Origin of the sequence: Gordonia sp. C13, assembly GCF_023218005.1 — a bacterium.
In the GTDB taxonomy this organism is placed as follows: Bacteria; Actinomycetota; Actinomycetes; order Mycobacteriales; family Mycobacteriaceae; genus Gordonia; species Gordonia namibiensis.
Genome location: NZ_JALPSY010000029.1, coordinates 1 through 16,859, shown reverse-complemented (window position 1 = coordinate 16,859; position 16,859 = coordinate 1). Strand labels below are relative to the sequence as shown.

15 protein-coding genes are annotated in these 16,859 nt (G+C 67.8%); 9 read left to right on the top strand and 6 right to left on the bottom strand.

The window, feature by feature from the left end:
- Positions 1-27 precede the first annotated feature (27 nt).
- The 4 genes from M1L58_RS19315 to M1L58_RS19300 all read right to left on the bottom strand — a co-directional run bounded on the left by M1L58_RS19315 (position 28) and on the right by M1L58_RS19300 (position 5,752).
- On the bottom strand, positions 28-765 hold the full coding sequence (locus M1L58_RS19315; RefSeq protein ID WP_248660116.1) for a metallophosphoesterase family protein: 738 nt from the start codon (positions 763-765) through the stop codon (positions 28-30).
- A gap of 172 nt (positions 766-937) precedes the next feature.
- Positions 938-1,711 carry a dienelactone hydrolase family protein gene (locus M1L58_RS19310; RefSeq protein ID WP_248660115.1) on the bottom strand — a complete coding sequence of 258 codons (774 nt, stop codon included), beginning with the start codon at positions 1,709-1,711 and terminating at the stop codon, positions 938-940.
- 49 nt (positions 1,712-1,760) lie between these two features.
- The gene (locus M1L58_RS19305; RefSeq protein WP_248660114.1) at positions 1,761-3,281 is read right to left on the bottom strand and encodes a DHA2 family efflux MFS transporter permease subunit; all 1,521 of its coding nucleotides are present in this window, start codon (positions 3,279-3,281) and stop codon (positions 1,761-1,763) included.
- The gene (locus tag M1L58_RS19300; RefSeq protein WP_248660113.1) at positions 3,281-5,752 is read right to left on the bottom strand and encodes an ATP-dependent DNA ligase; all 2,472 of its coding nucleotides are present in this window, start codon (positions 5,750-5,752) and stop codon (positions 3,281-3,283) included. Before M1L58_RS19300 ends, M1L58_RS19305 begins: the two co-directional genes overlap by 1 nt.
- 116 nt (positions 5,753-5,868) lie before the next feature.
- Between M1L58_RS19300 and ku the strand changes: the two genes are divergently transcribed.
- Complete coding sequence (gene ku / locus M1L58_RS19295) at positions 5,869-6,852, top strand: non-homologous end joining protein Ku (protein ID WP_441316554.1); 984 nt, start codon at positions 5,869-5,871, stop codon at positions 6,850-6,852.
- 60 nt (positions 6,853-6,912) lie between these two features.
- Complete coding sequence (locus M1L58_RS19290) at positions 6,913-8,289, top strand: MFS transporter (RefSeq protein ID WP_248660112.1); 1,377 nt, start codon at positions 6,913-6,915, stop codon at positions 8,287-8,289.
- A gap of 13 nt (positions 8,290-8,302) precedes the next feature.
- On the opposite strand, the gene M1L58_RS19285 is transcribed toward M1L58_RS19290, so the two are convergent.
- Positions 8,303-9,211 (bottom strand): LysR family transcriptional regulator ArgP, encoded by a 909-nt coding sequence (locus M1L58_RS19285; protein ID WP_248660111.1) that lies wholly within the window; start codon positions 9,209-9,211, stop codon positions 8,303-8,305.
- An 85-nt stretch (positions 9,212-9,296) separates the two neighbouring features.
- On the opposite strand from M1L58_RS19285, the gene M1L58_RS19280 reads away from it, so the two are divergent.
- The 3 genes from M1L58_RS19280 (at position 9,297) to M1L58_RS19270 (ending at position 11,586) form a co-directional block, all read left to right on the top strand.
- On the top strand, positions 9,297-9,917 hold the full coding sequence (locus M1L58_RS19280; protein WP_154884006.1) for a LysE/ArgO family amino acid transporter: 621 nt from the start codon (positions 9,297-9,299) through the stop codon (positions 9,915-9,917).
- 69 nt (positions 9,918-9,986) lie between these two features.
- Complete coding sequence (locus tag M1L58_RS19275; RefSeq protein ID WP_248660110.1) at positions 9,987-10,868, top strand: YhjD/YihY/BrkB family envelope integrity protein; 882 nt, start codon at positions 9,987-9,989, stop codon at positions 10,866-10,868.
- Positions 10,869-10,920: 52 nt separating this feature from the next.
- On the top strand, positions 10,921-11,586 hold the full coding sequence (locus M1L58_RS19270) for a CDP-alcohol phosphatidyltransferase family protein (RefSeq protein ID WP_308221829.1): 666 nt from the start codon (positions 10,921-10,923) through the stop codon (positions 11,584-11,586).
- A gap of 79 nt (positions 11,587-11,665) precedes the next feature.
- Here the strand turns inward: M1L58_RS19270 and M1L58_RS19265 are convergent, their stop codons facing one another.
- On the bottom strand, positions 11,666-12,688 hold the full coding sequence (locus tag M1L58_RS19265) for an ABC transporter permease (protein WP_248660108.1): 1,023 nt from the start codon (positions 12,686-12,688) through the stop codon (positions 11,666-11,668).
- A 93-nt stretch (positions 12,689-12,781) separates the two neighbouring features.
- Between M1L58_RS19265 and M1L58_RS19260 the strand changes: the two genes are divergently transcribed.
- The 4 genes from M1L58_RS19260 to crtI all read left to right on the top strand — a co-directional run bounded on the left by M1L58_RS19260 (position 12,782) and on the right by crtI (position 16,673).
- Positions 12,782-13,396, top strand: coding sequence for a TetR/AcrR family transcriptional regulator (locus M1L58_RS19260; RefSeq protein WP_248660107.1), 615 nt, complete (start codon positions 12,782-12,784; stop codon positions 13,394-13,396).
- Positions 13,397-13,547: 151 nt separating this feature from the next.
- Positions 13,548-14,138 (top strand): isopentenyl-diphosphate Delta-isomerase, encoded by a 591-nt coding sequence (idi, locus tag M1L58_RS19255; RefSeq protein ID WP_006868710.1) that lies wholly within the window; start codon positions 13,548-13,550, stop codon positions 14,136-14,138.
- Positions 14,139-14,175: 37 nt separating this feature from the next.
- On the top strand, positions 14,176-15,087 hold the full coding sequence (locus M1L58_RS19250; protein WP_248660106.1) for a phytoene/squalene synthase family protein: 912 nt from the start codon (positions 14,176-14,178) through the stop codon (positions 15,085-15,087).
- Entirely contained in the window at positions 15,084-16,673 is a 1,590-nt protein-coding gene (crtI, locus tag M1L58_RS19245) for a phytoene desaturase family protein (RefSeq protein ID WP_248660105.1), read from the top strand. The genes M1L58_RS19250 and crtI overlap by 4 nt, the downstream gene beginning before the upstream one ends.
- Positions 16,674-16,859: the final 186 nt, after the last annotated feature.

Below are 16,859 nucleotides of genomic sequence, written 5' to 3'. Positions count from 1 at the left end.
GTCAGAACATCACCGAACGGAGTTCGGTCAGATCATGACCGAGCGGTAGTGGGTGACGAGGCGTCCCTTGTCGTAGATGTGGAAGGCGATGCCGGGCGGTTGTCCGCGGTTGACGATCTCGGTGCCCTCGAACGGCAGATTCAGTGTCGAGGCGACTCCCGGCGCGACGCACAGCGGGCGGTCGGCGAATCGGGTGACGGCGGGTGTGTGGGCATGCCCGCACAGGAACGCGACGATGTTCGGGTGGCGTTCGACGAGCGGGACCAGGCGCTCCTCGCCGGTCTGCCGGATCGAGTCCATGAACGGCATGTGCAGCTCGACCGGCGGGTGATGGAAGGCGACGAAGACGGGTGTCTGCGGGTCCTCGGCCTCGAGCTGAGCCGACATCCAGGCGATCGTCTGGTCGTCGATGTAACCGTCGTTGCGTCCAGGGACGGAGCTGTCGCACATCAGGAACAGGACGTCGCCGACGCGTCGGGCGTGATTGATCGGTCCGGACGTCTCGGCGCCGAGCAGAGTGGCGCTGAACGGTTCGCGGACGTCGTGGTTGCCCGCGGTGATGAGCATCGGCAAGGGGCTCTCGAGAACGCCGTAGGCCTCCCGGTATTCGCTCGGCACGCCCTCATCGGCCAGGTCTCCGGTGACCAGCAGGACGTCGATTCCGGCCGCGCGAGCGTTGATGTAACTCAGCGTCGACTGGATGCGGCTGCGATTGAACCGCGTCCCGTTGAAATGAAGGTCGCTGATGTGGGCGACGACGAACACGAAGAGCTCCTGTCACGGTCACTGACTTCCACGAGGCTAGTCCCAGGAACCGCCTGTTCGCGCACCACGGGGGCACCGCGAGTCGAAACACACTCCCCTCGCGATGGTGTGGCTCAGTCGTCGTACCGATCGGTAGGTTCTCTGGCGCACTGCCACTGCCACGGCTCGGGGCTCATGCCGTCAGGGTTCGTCGGAACAATCCCTCGAGTTCGGCGAAATGGTGCTCGGCGGCCTCGTGGTGGTACGCGGCGATGTCCGACATCGTGTAACCGTGCGCGGCACCCGGATAGACGGTCGCCGAATGTGTGACGCCACTCGAGATGAGCGCATGCTCGAACTGGGCGACCGCGGTGTGGGGGAGCGAGCGGTCCTTGTCGGCGTGGATCGCCAGCACGAACGCGTCGATGTCGACGAGGTGCAGGTGAGGGCTGTCGGGGGCGTCGGTGACCAGGTTGCCGGTGTGGAAGATCCCGACCGCGGCCACGTCGGCGGGACGCGCCGCCGCCAGGTTCAGGGCCAGCCGTCCACCCATGCAATACCCGGTGACGCCGATCGGGCCCGCAGAGACACCGGGCACCGAGCGCAAGGCGTCGAGGTAGGCGATGAGGTCGGCGCGGGCGACCTCGGCGGTGAGGGTCGATGCCCGCGGCATCGCCGCCTTGAAGAACGAGCCACGGACCTCGGGCAGCAGCAGGTCGTCGGCCGGCGCCCACTCCTCGGCGGTGCCGAAGCGGTAGAAGAGATGCGGTACCGCGACGACGTATCCCCACGATGCGATCCGGTCGGCCATCGTGCGGGTTCGCGGGCGGAGGCCGATCACGTCGGTGACGAACAGGACGCCGGGCAGCGGTGCGCCGTCGGATCCGGCCGGCCGGGTCACGTACATCTCGGTGTCGCCGTAGGCCGCGGGGACTGTGATTGTCTCGCCGTGTACCTCGCGTGTCATGGGTGACTCCTCATCGTGGGCTGCTGGTCAGGGGTGTCCGTCGACGCCGTCAGATCCCGGCCGGCGGCGCCGGTGCCGTCTCCGCGCCCCGGGATCGATGTCGCGGCAGGAACATCGCGGGAACGAAGATCACCGCCGTGAGTGCGAACGCGACCCAGAAGGCATAACCGAACGCGTCCGCCAGCAGCGGACCGATGACAGGCATGGCTTCCGGTGGGACGGAACCGATCTGATCGGTGCCGCCGCCCGAGGACGGGAGCCCGTGGGTGCTCGACTCGTGGGTGAGGCGTTGCGTCAGCGCCGTGACCAGAAGTGCGCTACCCAGCGACGCGCCGACCTGCTGGATCGCCGAGAGGGTGGGGGCCGCGCGGGTCACGACCTCCTTGCTCAGATCGCTGTAGGCAGCCGAGATGGTCGGCATCATCACCGAGCCGAGGCCCATCCCGCGGACGAACAGGGCGATGCTCAGCCACAGGTAGGAGCTGTCGACCCCGACGTGGGTGAAGGGATAGGTACCGATCATCGCCAGCACGACGCCGACGGGCACCACGTAACCGGCGCCGATGCGGTCGGTGATCCGGCCGCCGATCACCATCGCCACGATCGCGCCGAGTCCCTGTGGGGCGAGCAACAGGCCCGCATTCAGCGCACCTTCGCCGCGCACGGTCTGGTAGTAGAGCGGGAGGAGCAGCATCCCGCCGAAGAGTCCGATCGCGACCAGGAAGACCGAGACGGTGCCCGCGGCGAAGACCCTGTTGGTGAGGAGTCGGACGTCGACGATCGAGTCCTTGCCCTTGCGCAGGCTGTGCCAGGTGTAGAGCCCCAGGCCAACGGCACCGACGATGAGCCAGGCGAGGACATCGACCTCGCCGAAGCCGCCATGGGAGCTCGCGCGCGACAGACCGTAGAGCAGGGAGACCAGGCTGCCGGAGAGCACGGCGAGGCCGAGTAGGTCGAGGCGGTCACGGTCGGGGGCCTTGTCGCCGAACGGCAGTTTCCACACCGCGAGTGCGACCGCGACCAGGCCGACGGGCACGTTCACCAGGAAGATCCAGTGCCAGCTCGTGTACTCGACGAGCAGACCGCCGATCACCGGTCCCAGTACGGGGCCGAGGAGCATGGGGACGCCGAGGATGACCATCGCCCGCCCGAGTCGGTCGGGGCCGGCGGCGCGGGTGATGATGGCCTGCCCCGCAGGCAGGAGCATGCCGCCGCCGAGCCCCTGCAGGATGCGGAACACGATCAGGGTCTCGATCGACCACGCCGCCGCGCAGAGGGCAGACCCCAGTACGAACAGCGTCACCGCGGTGATCCAGGTCGGTTTGGGACCGAACCGGTCCATCGCCCAGCCGGTGAGCGGGATGACCAGGGCGACCGCGAGGAGGTACCCGGTGACCACCCACTGCGTCGTCGACAACGAGGCGTCGAGTTCGGTGCTCAACGACTCCAGGGCGACGTTGACGATGGTGGTGTCGAGAACCACCATGATCATCCCCGACACGATCACGAGACCGGTCACGATCACGGAGCGGTCGAGCTTGTCCGAGTGTGCTTCGGCGGGATTCGTCATCAGAGGTCTCCGGGTAGTTTGTCCCGGCGGATGCCCCGCCAGCTCGGGTGTCGAAGGTGGCCCGCGGTGGTCCAGTCCATGAAGCGCACCTCGCCGACGATCTTGGGCAGCACCCAGACCGCGCTCGACGCGATGGGGCGGTCGAGCTTGTCCAGGAACGGCGACCGCGAGATCTCCAGCGGTCCGAGTTCCTCGGCGAGCGCCCGCAATTGCGCATCGGTGAACCCGGTGCCGACGCGACCCACGTAGCGGAGTCCGGTCTCCTCGGGCAGCCCGAGCAACAGCGACCCGATGGTGTGCGACCGGTTGCCGCGTCCGGGCCGGTAACCGCCGACCACCACCTCGATGTCGCTCCAGTTCTTGTGTTTCAGCCACTTGGTGGTGCGTCGACCCTGCTGGTACACCGAGTCGCGTCGCTTGGCGACGACGCCTTCCAGGTTGTGTTCGCGGCTGTACTCGATCGCCGCACTCGCCGGCGTCGGAAGGAGCGGCGGCACATCGACATACGGCGACCGGCGAAATGCCGGCGCGAGTTCCTCGAGCAGTTCGCGTCGTACGGACCACGGTTTACGCAGCAACGACGTCCCGTTGAGATAGAGGATGTCGAACAGGTGTAGTTTGAGCGTGTACGGCTCCTCGGTGTGCTTCCGCGACGTGAACAGTGTGAAGTTCGTCCGGCCGGTGGAGTCGATGGCCACCGCCTCGCCGTCGAGGACGACGTCCATCAGCCCGAGATCGTCGGCGATGCCCGCGAATTCGGGGAAGTCCTTCGTCATGTCGATCCCCGACCGGGACGTGAGCCGGAATTCGCCGCCGATCGACCGGACCAGGAGCCGATAACCGTCCCACTTGCCCTCGAACGCCCAGTCCCGTTCGTTCAGCTTGTCGATCGGGTCGTCGGTCGCGAGCATCGGACGCGGATCGCTGAGACTGTCGGGGACGATGGGGCGCGGCTCGTCGGTCATCAGGTGGGCGAGCCAGTTCTTGTCACCGGTGCGGATCAGGGCGTAACGACCCTGCACCTTCTCGCCGTGCAGGCGGACGATGACTTCTTTGTCCCGCCACTTCTCCAGTTCGAAAGTGCCCTTGTCCCAGATCGATACGTGCCCGCCGCCGTACTCTCCGGCCGGGATGTCACCCTCGAAGTCGGCGTAGTCCATCGGATGGTCCTCGGTCTGGACCGCGAGCCGGTTCTGGTCCGGATCGGTGGGCAGGTTCTTCGGGACGGCCCACGAGACCAGCACCCCGTCGTGTTCGAGGCGGAAGTCGTAGTGCAGGCGCCGCGCGTGGTGTTCCTGGATGACGAAGATCGGTTCGCGCGGGCCGGTTTCGGATTCGGTGCCGGCCTCCTCGCCGGATTCGCGGAGGCGCTGTCGATGGTTCTCGTCGCCGAACGGTTCCGGCGTCTTGGACTCGTCCCGTTTACGACGGTACTCACGGAGGTTGATGATCTGCCCCGGCTGCGACTCCTCGGTGGGGCGCTCGTCGGGCGCGGGACCGTCGCCGGAGGTGATGTTCTCCCGCAAGGTGTCCGGATCGAGGTCCTCGTCCACGGCGTTCTCGGTGTCGTGTTCGTGGGCGTCGAATTCCGGTTCGTCGTCGTACGGGGCGTCGAGACCCTCGAGGAGATCGCCGACGTCGGCGACGCGGTCGAGGACCTCGGTGTAGAGCAACTGGGCGATCTTCGGGTCCTCGATCTCGTCCCAGGTGCGGGGCGCCGCGACCCACGGCTGCTCGCGTCCGCGCAACGAGTACGGCGACAACGTGGTCTTGGAGGCGTTGTTCTGGCTCCAGTCGATGAAGACCTTGTCGTCACGGATCTTCTTGGACATGTTGGCGGTGATGAAATCGCTGTTCTGCCGGGCGAACTCGTTGGCCACCTCGCGCGCGACCTTCCGCGCGGCCTCGGAGCTCACCGGTTTGGGCAGTCGGGCGTAGATGTGGATGCCCTTGCCGCCGCTGGTCACCGGGTAGGTGGTGGTGCCGCCCAGCCAGTTCCGGATCTCCACGGCCACGCCTGCGGTCTCGTGGAGGGGGACATTCGGGCCGGGGTCGAGGTCGAAGACGATTCGGTTGGCCATGCGCTCGCCGTCGGGGCCGATCGGTAGTCGCCATTGCGGGACGTGGATCTCCAGTGCCGCCATCTGGGCCAGCCACACAAGCGTGGCGCGATCCTCGGCCAGCGCGTATTCGATGACCCGCTCGCTGTGCTGGATTCCGTACCGGCGGACCCAGTCGGGTGCGCTGTCGGGCATGTCCTTCTCGAAGAACGGCGTCGACTCGACACCGTTGGGCCAGCGTTTGCGGGTGACGATGCGATGCCGCAGATGCGGCAGCATGACATCGGCGATACGCGAGTAATAGTCGATGACGTCGTACTTCCGGGTCCCGGTCGCCGGATAGAGCACCTTGGAGAGATTGGTGATCGAGATCCGGCGGCCGTCGACCTCCAGGTTCTCTCCGCCTGCCATCCCCCCATTGTCCACACCCGATGCCCCGAGGCAGGTTGATCGACGCGGGATGTCGGCCCCGCCGTGTTGCGCCCGGTTGACGACGTCGCGTGCAAATGCCTGGCACAATGTTCCACATGCGCTCGATCTGGAAGGGCGATCTCAGCTTTGGCCTGGTGAACGTACCGGTCAAGGTCTATTCCGCGACGGAGAGTCACGACCGGAAGTCGTATCAGGTCGACTCCTCCGACGGCACCCGCATCCGCTACCGCCGCGTGCGCGAGGGAACCGACACCGAGGTCGACTACTCCGACATCGCCAATGCCTACGAGTCGGAATCGGGCGAGACGGTGATCCTGACGAAGGACGACCTGGCCACGCTGCCCGTCCAGAAGAGCCCGGAAATCTCGATCCTCGAGTTCGTGCCGGCCGAACAGGTCGACCCGATCTACTTCGACAAGCCGTACTACCTGGAGCCGTCGTCGAAGTCGCCCAAGGCCTACGTGTTGCTGGCAAAGGCCCTCGAGGAGACCGATCGCCTGGCCATCGCGACGTTCACCCTGCGCAATCGGACGCGGGTGGCGGCGCTGCGCGTCGTCGACGGCGTGATGACGCTGCAGACCCTCCTGTGGCCGGACGAGGTTCGCAAGCCCGACTTCGGCTTCCTCGACGAGGACACCGAGATCCGCGATCAGGAACTGAAGATGGCGGCCTCGCTGATCGAATCGATGGCTTCCGACTACGACCCGTCCGAATTCGAGGACCGGTACCAGGAGGAACTGTCCAAACTGATCGAGGCGAAGGCCGAGGGCAGTGAGGCGTTCCCGGAGTCCGACGAGGAGAAGCCCGAGGACGAGGACTCCGAGGTCGCCGATCTGCTTGCCGCGCTGCGTGCCTCGGTGAAGGATCGTGGCTCCTCCGACGACGCTTCGGACGGGGGGAAGTCCACCGCGAAGAAGGCCCCGGCGAAGAAGGCGGCCAAGAAGGTGCCTGCGAAGAAGACCGCAGCGAAGAAGACGACCGCCAAGAAGACGGCGTCGAAGAGCGGCTCGAGTTCCGATTCCGGCAAGAGCACCACGAAGAAGGCACCTGCCAAGAAGGCCTCCCGCAAGGCCAGCTGATCTTGCTCTCCCGACGAAATTCGCTGGCCTGAGACCGGCGGCGTCCGGCAAGCTCGAAGGGTGAGCACCACTGTCGACACCCGTTTGCCGCGCGCCCTGAAGCCCCTGGCGCGACGGCAGTATCGGCTGTTGGCGTCGGGTCTGATCCTGGCGATGTTCGGCGACGGGATCTGGACCGTCGCGGTGATCTGGCAGGTCATCGCCCTTGGCGGTGGACCCGGTCAGGTCTCCTTGGCGACGGGGACGGCGGCGGTCGGGATGCTCCTGTCGACGCTTGTCGGCGGTGTACTCGCTGACCGGATCTCGCAGCGCCACATCATGATCGGTCTCGAGGTCACCAAGATGGCGGCCTTCGGTGCGGTGGGTGCTGCCTCGGTGTTCGAGGTCCTCGACCTCTGGATGGTCGTGGTGGCCTCGCTGCTCGCCGGCGTCACGATGGGCATGTACTACCCGGCGTACTCGGCACTGCTGCCCGGAGTGGTCTCCGCGTCGGAGCTGCAGGCGGCGAACGGCATCGAGGGCTTCTTCCGTCCGGTGGTGTTCCAGGCCGTCGGTCCGATGGTCGCCGGTGCGGTCATTGGTGCCACCGCGCCGGGCCAGGCGGTCGTGCTGGCCGCCATCGCGTCCATCGCCTCCGGGGTCTGCTACCTGGTGATGACCCCGGTCACCGCACGACGCCTCGGCGAACCGGAGACCTCCGAGGGCGAGGTCGCACGCACGAGCGCCCGCGGCGGTGTCGTCGTCGACCTCGTCGAGGGCGCACGCACGAGCGCCCGCGGCGGTGTCGTCGTCGACCTCGTCGAGGGTTTCGTCTACATGATCCGTACGCCGTGGCTGTGGGGAACGCTGTTCTTCGCCTGCGTCCTGGTGCTGGCGACGATGGGTCCGATCGAGGTGCTCGTGCCCTTCGCGTTGCGTGAGCGCATCGACGGTGGCGCCTCCCAGCACGCGTGGGTGCTCGCCGGATTCGGCGTGGGCGCGGCCGCGACATCCCTGGTGTTCGCATCCCTGCCGATGCCGCGGCGGTATCTGACCGTCATGTTCGGCATCTGGTCGTTCTCGAGCGTGCCACTCGTCCTGATGGGTGTCGCCGACGCGACCTGGATGTTCGTCGCCGCCGGTGTCGGGATGGGCGTGATGTTCGACGGCCCGATGGTGCTGTGGGGAACGCTGCTGCAACGCCGTGTACCGCCGGCGCTGCTCGGCCGGATCGCGAGCCTCGATTTCTTCGTGTCGGTCGCACTGATGCCGGTGTCGATGGCGATCGCCGCCCCGGTCTCGTCGGCGATCGGGTTGACCGCCACGTTCGTCCTGGCCGGTCTCCTGCCGGTTCCCATCGCGTGGGCGTTCTACTTCGCGGCCCGCATGTGGCGCGACGAGATCGAGAACCCGCTTGTCGACGAGACGCCGCCGACGCTGGTGTCGGTGAACGACTGACCCTCCGGCACGGTCAGCGGAGCACCTCCGCGGCCCCGGCGACCACCAGGTTCGTGAGCTGTTGCAGCAGAGGAGAACTGAGCTTCCAGTATTGCCAGTACAGCGGGACGTCGAGGTGGTGGTCGGCGATCAGCTGCACCCGGCCGTCGTCGAGTGCCTCCCGGATCTGGACGACGGGCACTGCGCCCCAACCGATTCCGAGCGACACCGCGCGGTGGTACTCGGTGGAGGCCGGGATGTAGGCCGCCGGTGGGTCGACCGCGCGTCCGGCCAGGGCCGCGACCATGTCCAGTTGGATGTGGTCGTTGCGGTCGAACTGGACCATCGGGGCTCTCGCCAGGGCCTCGGCGTCGAGACCGTCGGGTAGCCAGGTATTGATGAATTCCGGTGTCGCGACCGGCAGATACCGCATGCTGCCGAGGGACTGCAGGGTGCAACCCCGGATGGCGATGGGTTCCGACGTCACCGCGGCGAGCGCGTCACCCGACTTCAGCAGGGCGCTGCTACGGGTCTCGTCGTCGCGGAAGACCTCGACGGCGACCGCGTGCTCACGGTGGAACCGCGCGAGCACCGGGAGCAGCCAGGTCGCGAGCGAGTCCGCGTTCGTCGCGATCGGCAGATGCACGCGGGGGCGGGAGATCACCGGTGTGTCGTCGTCATCGGGTTCGCCGACGAACTCGGCGCGCGTCTCGGCGAGCAGCAGTTCCCATTGCCTGGCGAGGCGGACCAGCACCTCGCCGTCCGGCGTCGCCGATGCGGGTTTGGTCCGGCGCAGCACCACCCGCCCGACCGCCGACTCCAACGCCTTGATCCGCTGGCTCACCGCCGACGGCGTGATGTGCAGCGACGCGGCCGCGGCGTCGAAGGTGCCTTCCCGGAGGACCGCGGCCAGCGTCCGCAGGCCTTCCTGGCTGATTTCCATACGACCAGGCTAGATGAAGAACAGCTAATGATTCATCAGAAACATTCGCTGTACTGATCTGCCGAGGCCCCATAGCGTTCACCGGGTGTCCAGTTACCTCCTCCCCGCGATCGCCGGCCTGCTCACCGGCGCGGGCCTGATCGTCGCAATCGGTCCGCAGAACGTCTTCGTCCTCCGGCAGGGCGTCGCGCGACGGCACACGGGGGCGATCGTGGCGGTGTGCGCGATCTCCGACGTCGTGCTGATCGTCGCGGGAGTGGCCGGGCTCGGCGCGATCGTCGCGGCGCATCCGCAAGTGGTCACCGTCGCCAAACTCGTCGGCGGCCTCTATGTCCTTGTGCTCGGGCTACTTGCCGCGAAGCGATGCCTGCGCAGCAACGAGGCCATCGCCGCGAACGCCGAGGAGGCGGAATCGGCCGGCCGGTGGGTCGCGGTGGGCACGGCGCTGGCGCTCACCTGGCTCAACCCGCACGTCTACCTCGACACCGTCCTGACCATGGGCGCGATCGCCAACGGTCACGGAAACGGCAAGTGGGCCTTCGCCATCGGGGCCTGCCTGGCCAGCATCCTGTGGTTCACCGCGCTCGGGGGAGGTGCTCGGCGCCTGTCTCACTTCTTCGCCAGCCCGCGGGCGTGGAAGATCCTCGACGCCGTCGTCGCGGTGATCATGATCGGGATGGCGGTCGCGCTCTTCGCCTCGATCTGACGGAGCGTCGTCGGTCACTTCCGCCCGTGACGTGCCTAGTCGTGCCGAATTTCGGGTACACCGGACATCGTGATCCTCAGTTCCGCCACCCCGCAGACGCGTTCCGCGCCGGGGACGGTGCTGTCCGCGGTACGCCGGGCGGCGTCCGGCACCAAGGACGTCCTCGCGCGCGGCGACCTCGCCGCGGCCGCGGCGACCCTGACCTATTACGCCGCGATCGCCGTGGTCCCGTGGGTGTTGCTCGCGATCTGGTCGACGACGTGGCTGCGCGGGGATGCGGCAGCGGAGTCGACCTGGCGTGAGCTGGCGGTCCTGATCCCTCCGGAGATGGGCGGACGAGACGTCTTCGGCGAGGCGGTGTCGATCGGCATCGCACTGACCGGCTGGGGTGCGCTCGTCCTGCTCTTCCCCGCGTCGTTCTACGGGGAAGGGCTTCGACGCGCCTGCCTGATGATGCATCCGGAGAAGGATCGCTTCACCGGATGGCGCTCCCGGCTCTCGATCCTGGTGTTGTTCGTCTTCGTGCCGCCCCTGACGATGGTCGCGGTCGCAGCGGGTTCGTCGATCACCACGCTCGCCCCGGACGGCGGGGGCGCCGGCGGCGTCGGGGATCTCGCAGCCCGAGTGGTGATCGAGTTCCTCACCGTCTGGCTCACCCTGACGATCCCGTTGACCTGGGTCTATTGGAAGGTCACACCCGGCGGTCCGTCTCTGCTCGTCTCGGCGATGACCGCACTGGGCACGGCGTCGTTCATCGCGGGCTTCTCGCAGGGGTTCCTGCTGTTCCTGTCCCTGCCGATCGACGTCGGGATCCCCTACGGCGGCCTCCGCGTCGTCGGCGGCGTGGTGGCTGCCGGACTGTGGCTCTACGTGCTCCACATCCTGGTGATCGTCGGCTGGGCCGTCGGACAGGTACTGGCCCGGACCGTCGGAGGCGACCGTGTCGACTGAACCGGATCATCGGCCCGGTCGACGACAGGCCCGCCAGACGCAACGGGACGCGGTGCTCGACGCATGGTCGCAGTTGCACGGCGGAATCGATCCCCGCGGCTCGTTCTGGGTCGAGCGGTGGGTGCTCCTCAGCAACGCCTGCGCGCGACCCCTTGTACGACTGGGCATCACCCCGAACGTGATCACCGTCTGCGGGGCCGCGGTCACCGCGATCGCCTTCGCGGTGACCTTCGCCGGACGCGGCTGGTTCGCGGTCGCGGCCGTGGTGATCCTTCTCGCTGCCGTCCTCGACGGGGTGGACGGCGCCGTCGCCGCCCAAACCGGCGCGGCCACGCAATGGGGACGCGTGCTCGACACGATGGCCGATCGATGGTCGGACATCTTCCTGGCGGGCATCGTCGTGATGGCCGGTGCGCCACCGTGGTCGGGAGTGGTGCTCGCCGTGCTCACGCTGTTCCTGGAGGGCACGCGGGCGACCGCCCAGGCCGCCGGGATGACAGGACCCGGAACCGTCACCGTCTGGGAACGGCCGTCGCGGGTGATCCTCGCCTTCATCGCGATGGTCGTGGCCACGGTCGCGTGGCAGATCGGGCTGTCCGACGGCAGTACCCGGACGCTGGCAGCGATCATCGCCGGAATCGGTGCGATCCTGGCGACGATCGGCCTTCTGCAGTTGTTCGTTGCGGTGTTCCGGCAAACGCGCGGACTGCGCGCCTGATCCCGACGTTCCTGACCCAGACCCGGCCTCGCCCGGGTCAGACCCGGCCTCGACCGAATCAGACCCGGCTTCGACCGAGTCAGGCCCGGCTTCGCCGAAGCCCGGAGGCGGCGAGCAGGATCGCACCGATGGCGATCCAGCCCAACAGAATCCACAGCGGCCCGGAGATCGCGGCGTCGGGGAAGTAGGCGACCGAGCGGGTGAGGGTGCCGCCGGCGCCGGTCGGCAGCCACTGACCGATGCTCCCCCAGGGTGCCGGGAGCAGGTACGGCGACGACGCCAGCCCGGACAGCGGGTTGGAGATCAGCATCATCAGGACCGCCGCGATGCCGACGCCGGGCGCGCCGAGAAGGGCGCCTGCCCCGGCGGTGAACCAGGAGATCGCACCGATCATCAGGGCGAGTGCCAAGGCCACCGGCACCATGCGCCCGTCGATGACCCCGAGCCACGACCAAACCGCAGCAAACCCCAGGCCCGTGACCAACGGGCCGACCAACGCGACGGTGGCCTGCATCCACACCCGACCGGCAAGGGCGATCGCCGACGCGGCACCGAGGGCGATCCCGGCGATGAGCAGCGGCAGGAGGCCGGCGGCGAATCCGGTTCCGCGTGCATCGGTGGCGGGCGGGGCGACCACGGACTCGGTGGTGATCGGCAACGACTGCGCGGTGGCGATGCCCGTGCCGACGCCGCCGACGATCTGGGCGAGCGCCGGTGACCCGGCCTCGGCGGTCAGGACGGTGATGCCCTGCGGGCCGACGGCGATGGCGCCGACGATGTCCCGGGATTCGATGGCCTCCCGCGCAGCGGCGGGGTCGGCGAACTGTTCGACGGCGAAGGCGTCCTCCCCTGCACGGTCAGCCAGGGCGGATTCGATGGCAGACGCTGCGGGTGCCGGTGCGACCAGGCCGAGTGGGACGTCGTGCGGCTCGGGGTCCACCGCCAGGGAGACGAACATGGCCGCGATCGTGCTGACCACGATCGGTATCGCCAGGACCAGGGCGACGACGATGCGCCATGACGGTCCGTGCGAAGGGGCCGGCTCGGGCGGCCGATCCTCGGTCGCGAACTCTCGGTCGGACGGTTCGGTGTACGTGGTCATCACGGCCTCCAAAAAGAACGAACTCTCGTTTTAAGAAGTATGCGCCGGGCCTTGCCGCCAATCAAGAACGAATATTCGTTTTATACTCACCGAATGCCGAAGATCAGCGATGAACGCAAGCTCGAGCGCAGTCAGCAGATCCTCGATGCGGCACGTCGCTGCTTCGTCGAGAAGGGGTTCCACCGGGCGTCCATGTCGGACGTGATCCGGGAGTCGGGCCTGAGCGCCGGGGCGGTGTACTCGTACTACTCGTCGAAAGAGCAGTTGATCGCCGCGGTCGCGCGGTCGGTGTTCCAGGCCTACGAGTCAGGGCTCGGAGACCTCGTCGACGGTCACGGAGCCCCGGCGTCGCCCGAGGACGCCATCCGGATGCTCGCTGCGCATGTAGTCGCCGAGATCGCACCGCTCACCGACGACTTCCGGATGGTGGTGACCATCTGGGGCGAGGCGGCGAACAACCCCGAACTGCGCGAGATCGTCCGGGAGATCATCCTGGGCCTGCGTAAGGTCTTCGAGCGTGTCCTGGTCCGCTGGCGCGACGCCGGCCACGAACTGCCTGGTGAACCCGCAGATCTAGCGCTCCCGATGGTGTCGGTGATGCAGGGCGTCGTCGTACAGCAGTCACTCGTCGGTGACGTCGATGTGGACGCATATGTGGACACGTGGTGTGCGCTGATGCGCGCTGCCGGGTTCGGCGACCAGGGCTGATCCACCCGCACTGCCTACCATCGATGCGAGGGCGTCGACTCTCGTCCGCGGTTCCGTCGTCCGGGACCGGCCGGCCAATCCGGTACGGCCTCGGTGACGAACAACGGGCGAACCTGGCTCGACCCACGATCTCGACTTTGATGAGGAACTGATGATCAACGACTCGGTGGTTCTCGCCGACGCCGACGGCCGCCCCTGCGGCACCGCCGACCGCGAGGCCGTGCACGGCGTCGACACACCGCTGCACTTCGCGTTCTCGTGCCACCTGGTCGACGCCGACAACCGGATCCTCATGACCCGTCGCGCCCTGTCCAAGCGCAGCTGGCCCGGCGTGTGGACCAACTCGTTCTGCGGTCATCCGCGGCCGGGTGAGGCCGTCGTCGACGCCGTCCACCGGTACGCGCAGCGTGAGCTGGGCATCGACGTCGACGAGGTACGGTGCGTCCTGCCCGACTTCCGGTACCGGGCCGTCGACGCGAGCGGCATCGTCGAGAACGAGATCTGCCCGGTGTTCGTCGCCCGGCCTCTGGGCTCGCTGGAGCCCAACCCGGACGAAGTCGCCGAGTACGCATGGGCGGATGTCCCGGACGTGTGGGATCTCGTGTCGCGCACCCCCTGGGCGGTCAGTCCCTGGTTCGCCGACCAGGTTCGCCAGATGCCCGGCCCCGACCCCCACGGACTCGCCGCCGACCCCGCCGTGGTCGTGACCCATCCGACCACCGTCCGGGTGTCGAATTCATGACATACCGAACCCCACTTCACACCGCAGGAGCCATCGGATGATGCATCTACCCGGTCATACCGAGCTGGTCCCGCCGCATCGGCGGTACGACGCCGTCGCCGAGGCGAGCGCGGCACTGGTGATCAAGTCGTATTCGAGTTCCTTCGGACTCGCCTCACGTCTACTCGCCCCCGCCGTCCGCCGCGACGTCCGCAACATCTATGCGCTGGTCCGCGTCGCCGACGAGATCGTCGACGCACCGCGCCCCGAGCAGGGACTCGTCGACCGCAGCAACGAACTCGATCAGCTCGAGGAGCAGACCTCGGCGGCGATGATCACCGGGTCGAGCAGCAACCTGGTGGTGCACGCCTTCGCACGGACCGCACGACGGGTCGGCATCGATCTGGACCTGGTGGCGCCGTTCTTCGCCTCGATGCGCTCCGACCTGACCCAGGTCGAGCACGACTTCGAGAGCCTCGCGTCCTACATCTACGGCTCGGCCGAGGTCGTCGGGTTGATGTGTCTGCGCGCGTTCCTCGCCGAGGAGGCGAAGGCGGAGGCACGCTACGACCACCTCGCGCCCGGCGCGCGTCGACTCGGTGCCGCCTTCCAGAAGATCAACTTCCTGCGCGACTTCGGCGAGGACAGTGACGGATTGGGTCGTCGGTACCTGGTCGGTCTCAACCCGGAGGAGCCGGACGACGCGGCGTGGTCGCTGTGGCTCGACGACATCGATCTCGACCTCACCGCCGCCGCGACGGCGATCCCGTACCTGCCGTCCAGCAGCCGTGTCGCTGTCTGCACCGCGCACGATCTCTTCGCGGAATTGACTGCGCGACTTCGGGAATCCTCGGCGTCCGAGGCCAGACGGCAACGCGTCCGGGTTCCCAACGCCGGCAAGGCCAAGATTGCGGCGGCCGCCGTCGCCCGACGCGGGATGCCGCGTGCAGCACGGGGAGTGAGCGCATGACCGCACGCAAACGAATCGTCGTCATCGGCGGCGGTGTCGCCGGCCTGTCCACTGCCGCACTGCTCGCCCACGACGGACACCACGTCGAGGTGATCGAGAAGAACGACGATCTCGGCGGCCGTGCCGGGCTGTGGACCAAGGACGGGTTCCGGTTCGACACCGGGCCGTCGTGGTGGCTCATGCCGGAGGTCTTCGACCATTACTTCGAGATGTTGGGCACCTCCACCAAGGAGCAGCTCGATCTCGTCCGGCTCGATCCCGGTTACCGAGTGTTCTTCGGGGAGAACGGTTCCGGCGAGGCCCCGATCGACATCTTCGGCGACTACGAACGCAACCGCGAGGTGTTCGAGAACATCGAACCGGGCGCCGGGGCGGCCCTCGACTCCTACCTGCAGACGGCACGCCAGGCGTACGACCTCGCCGTCGAACGGTTCCTCTACACCAGCTTCGATTCTCCGCGCGCGTTCCTGGGTCTCCCCGTGCTGAAGCACGCGCCGACGCTCGCGAAACTGCTGACCCGGTCGTTGCAGTCCTTCATCTCGTCGAAGTTCAGCGACCGACGCCTGCAGCAGGTGCTCGGCTACCCGGCCGTGTTCCTCGGCTCGTCGCCGGAGCGGACACCGTCGATGTACCACCTGATGAGCTGGATGGACCTCGCCGACGGCGTCCGATACCCCAAGGGCGGCTTCACGACTCTCGTCGACGCACTCGAACGCGTCGCCCGCGAGCGCGGTGTGGTCATCCGCACCGGTACGGCCGCGACCTCCGTGCTCACCCGGGAACGGTCGGGTCGTCGACTTCGCCGCCGCGCCGAGGTGGTCGGCGTTCGCGTCCAGACCGCCGACGGGGCCACGCGAGAGCTGCCCGCCGACATCGTCGTCGGCGCGGCCGATCTCCATCACCTCGAGACCAAGCTCCTTCCGGGTGAGCTGCAGACCTTCCCGGAGCGCTACTGGGAACGCGCTACTTCGGGTCCCGGTGCGGTTCTGGCCTACCTCGGCGTCCGCGGTGAGCTGCCCGAGCTCGCCCACCACTCGCTGTATTTCACCGAGGACTGGAAGACGAACTTCGACGCCATCTTCGAATCACCCACGCGGGTACCCGATCCGGCGTCGCTGTACGTGTGCAAGCCGTCGGCGACCGACTACTCGGTGGCCCCGAACGGTCACGAGAACGTCTTCGTCCTCGTCCCGGTCCCGGCTGATCCCGGCCTCGGACACGGCGGCATGGACGGGGCCGGCGACCCCGACATCGAGAAGGTCGCCGACCGTGCCATCGCCATGATCGCCCAGTGGTCCGGAGTCCCCGACCTCGCCGACCGCATCGTCGTCCGACGCACAGTCGGCCCCGCGGACTTCGTCGACAACGTGAACTCGTGGTGCGGTGGCGCCCTCGGTCCGGCACATACGTTGCGACAGAGTGCATTCCTTCGTTCGACGAACCGCTCACGCAAGGTCGAGGGGTTGTACTACGCGGGATCGAGCACCCGACCGGGCATCGGTCTCCCGATGTGCCTCATCAGTGCTGAGCTGATCCGCAAGAGACTCAACGGTGATTGCTCCGTCGGTCCGACGCCGACGCGCTGACAGCGGAATTGTCTGCTGCCGAACGCAACCCAACCTGCTGCCTGAGGTGTGAGGGGAGTCCGCCGGGCGACCTGCCCCTGCTGCCTGAGGTGCGAGGAGCGGTAGCGACGAGCCACGAAGGCCTGGTGAGGTTATCTCGCCAGCCCTTCGTGGGGGGGGGGGGGGGCCCCCCCGGGGGGGGGGGGG

Bases quoted from the DNA above. Each gene is read 5' to 3' on its own strand.
- M1L58_RS19265 (WP_248660108.1), bottom strand. From the start codon at position 12,688: ATGACCACGTACACCGAACCGTCCGACCGAGAGTTCGCGACCGAGGAT.
- M1L58_RS19310 (WP_248660115.1), bottom strand. From the start codon at position 1,711: ATGACACGCGAGGTACACGGCGAGACAATCACAGTCCCCGCGGCCTAC.
- M1L58_RS19250 (WP_248660106.1), top strand. From the start codon at position 14,176: ATGATGCATCTACCCGGTCATACCGAGCTGGTCCCGCCGCATCGGCGG.
- M1L58_RS19300 (WP_248660113.1), bottom strand. From the start codon at position 5,752: ATGGCAGGCGGAGAGAACCTGGAGGTCGACGGCCGCCGGATCTCGATC.
- M1L58_RS19260 (WP_248660107.1), top strand. From the start codon at position 12,782: ATGCCGAAGATCAGCGATGAACGCAAGCTCGAGCGCAGTCAGCAGATC.
- idi (WP_006868710.1), top strand. From the start codon at position 13,548: ATGATCAACGACTCGGTGGTTCTCGCCGACGCCGACGGCCGCCCCTGC.
- crtI (WP_248660105.1), top strand. From the start codon at position 15,084: ATGACCGCACGCAAACGAATCGTCGTCATCGGCGGCGGTGTCGCCGGC.
- M1L58_RS19305 (WP_248660114.1), bottom strand. From the start codon at position 3,281: ATGACGAATCCCGCCGAAGCACACTCGGACAAGCTCGACCGCTCCGTG.
- ku (WP_441316554.1), top strand. From the start codon at position 5,869: ATGCGCTCGATCTGGAAGGGCGATCTCAGCTTTGGCCTGGTGAACGTA.
- M1L58_RS19285 (WP_248660111.1), bottom strand. From the start codon at position 9,211: ATGGAAATCAGCCAGGAAGGCCTGCGGACGCTGGCCGCGGTCCTCCGG.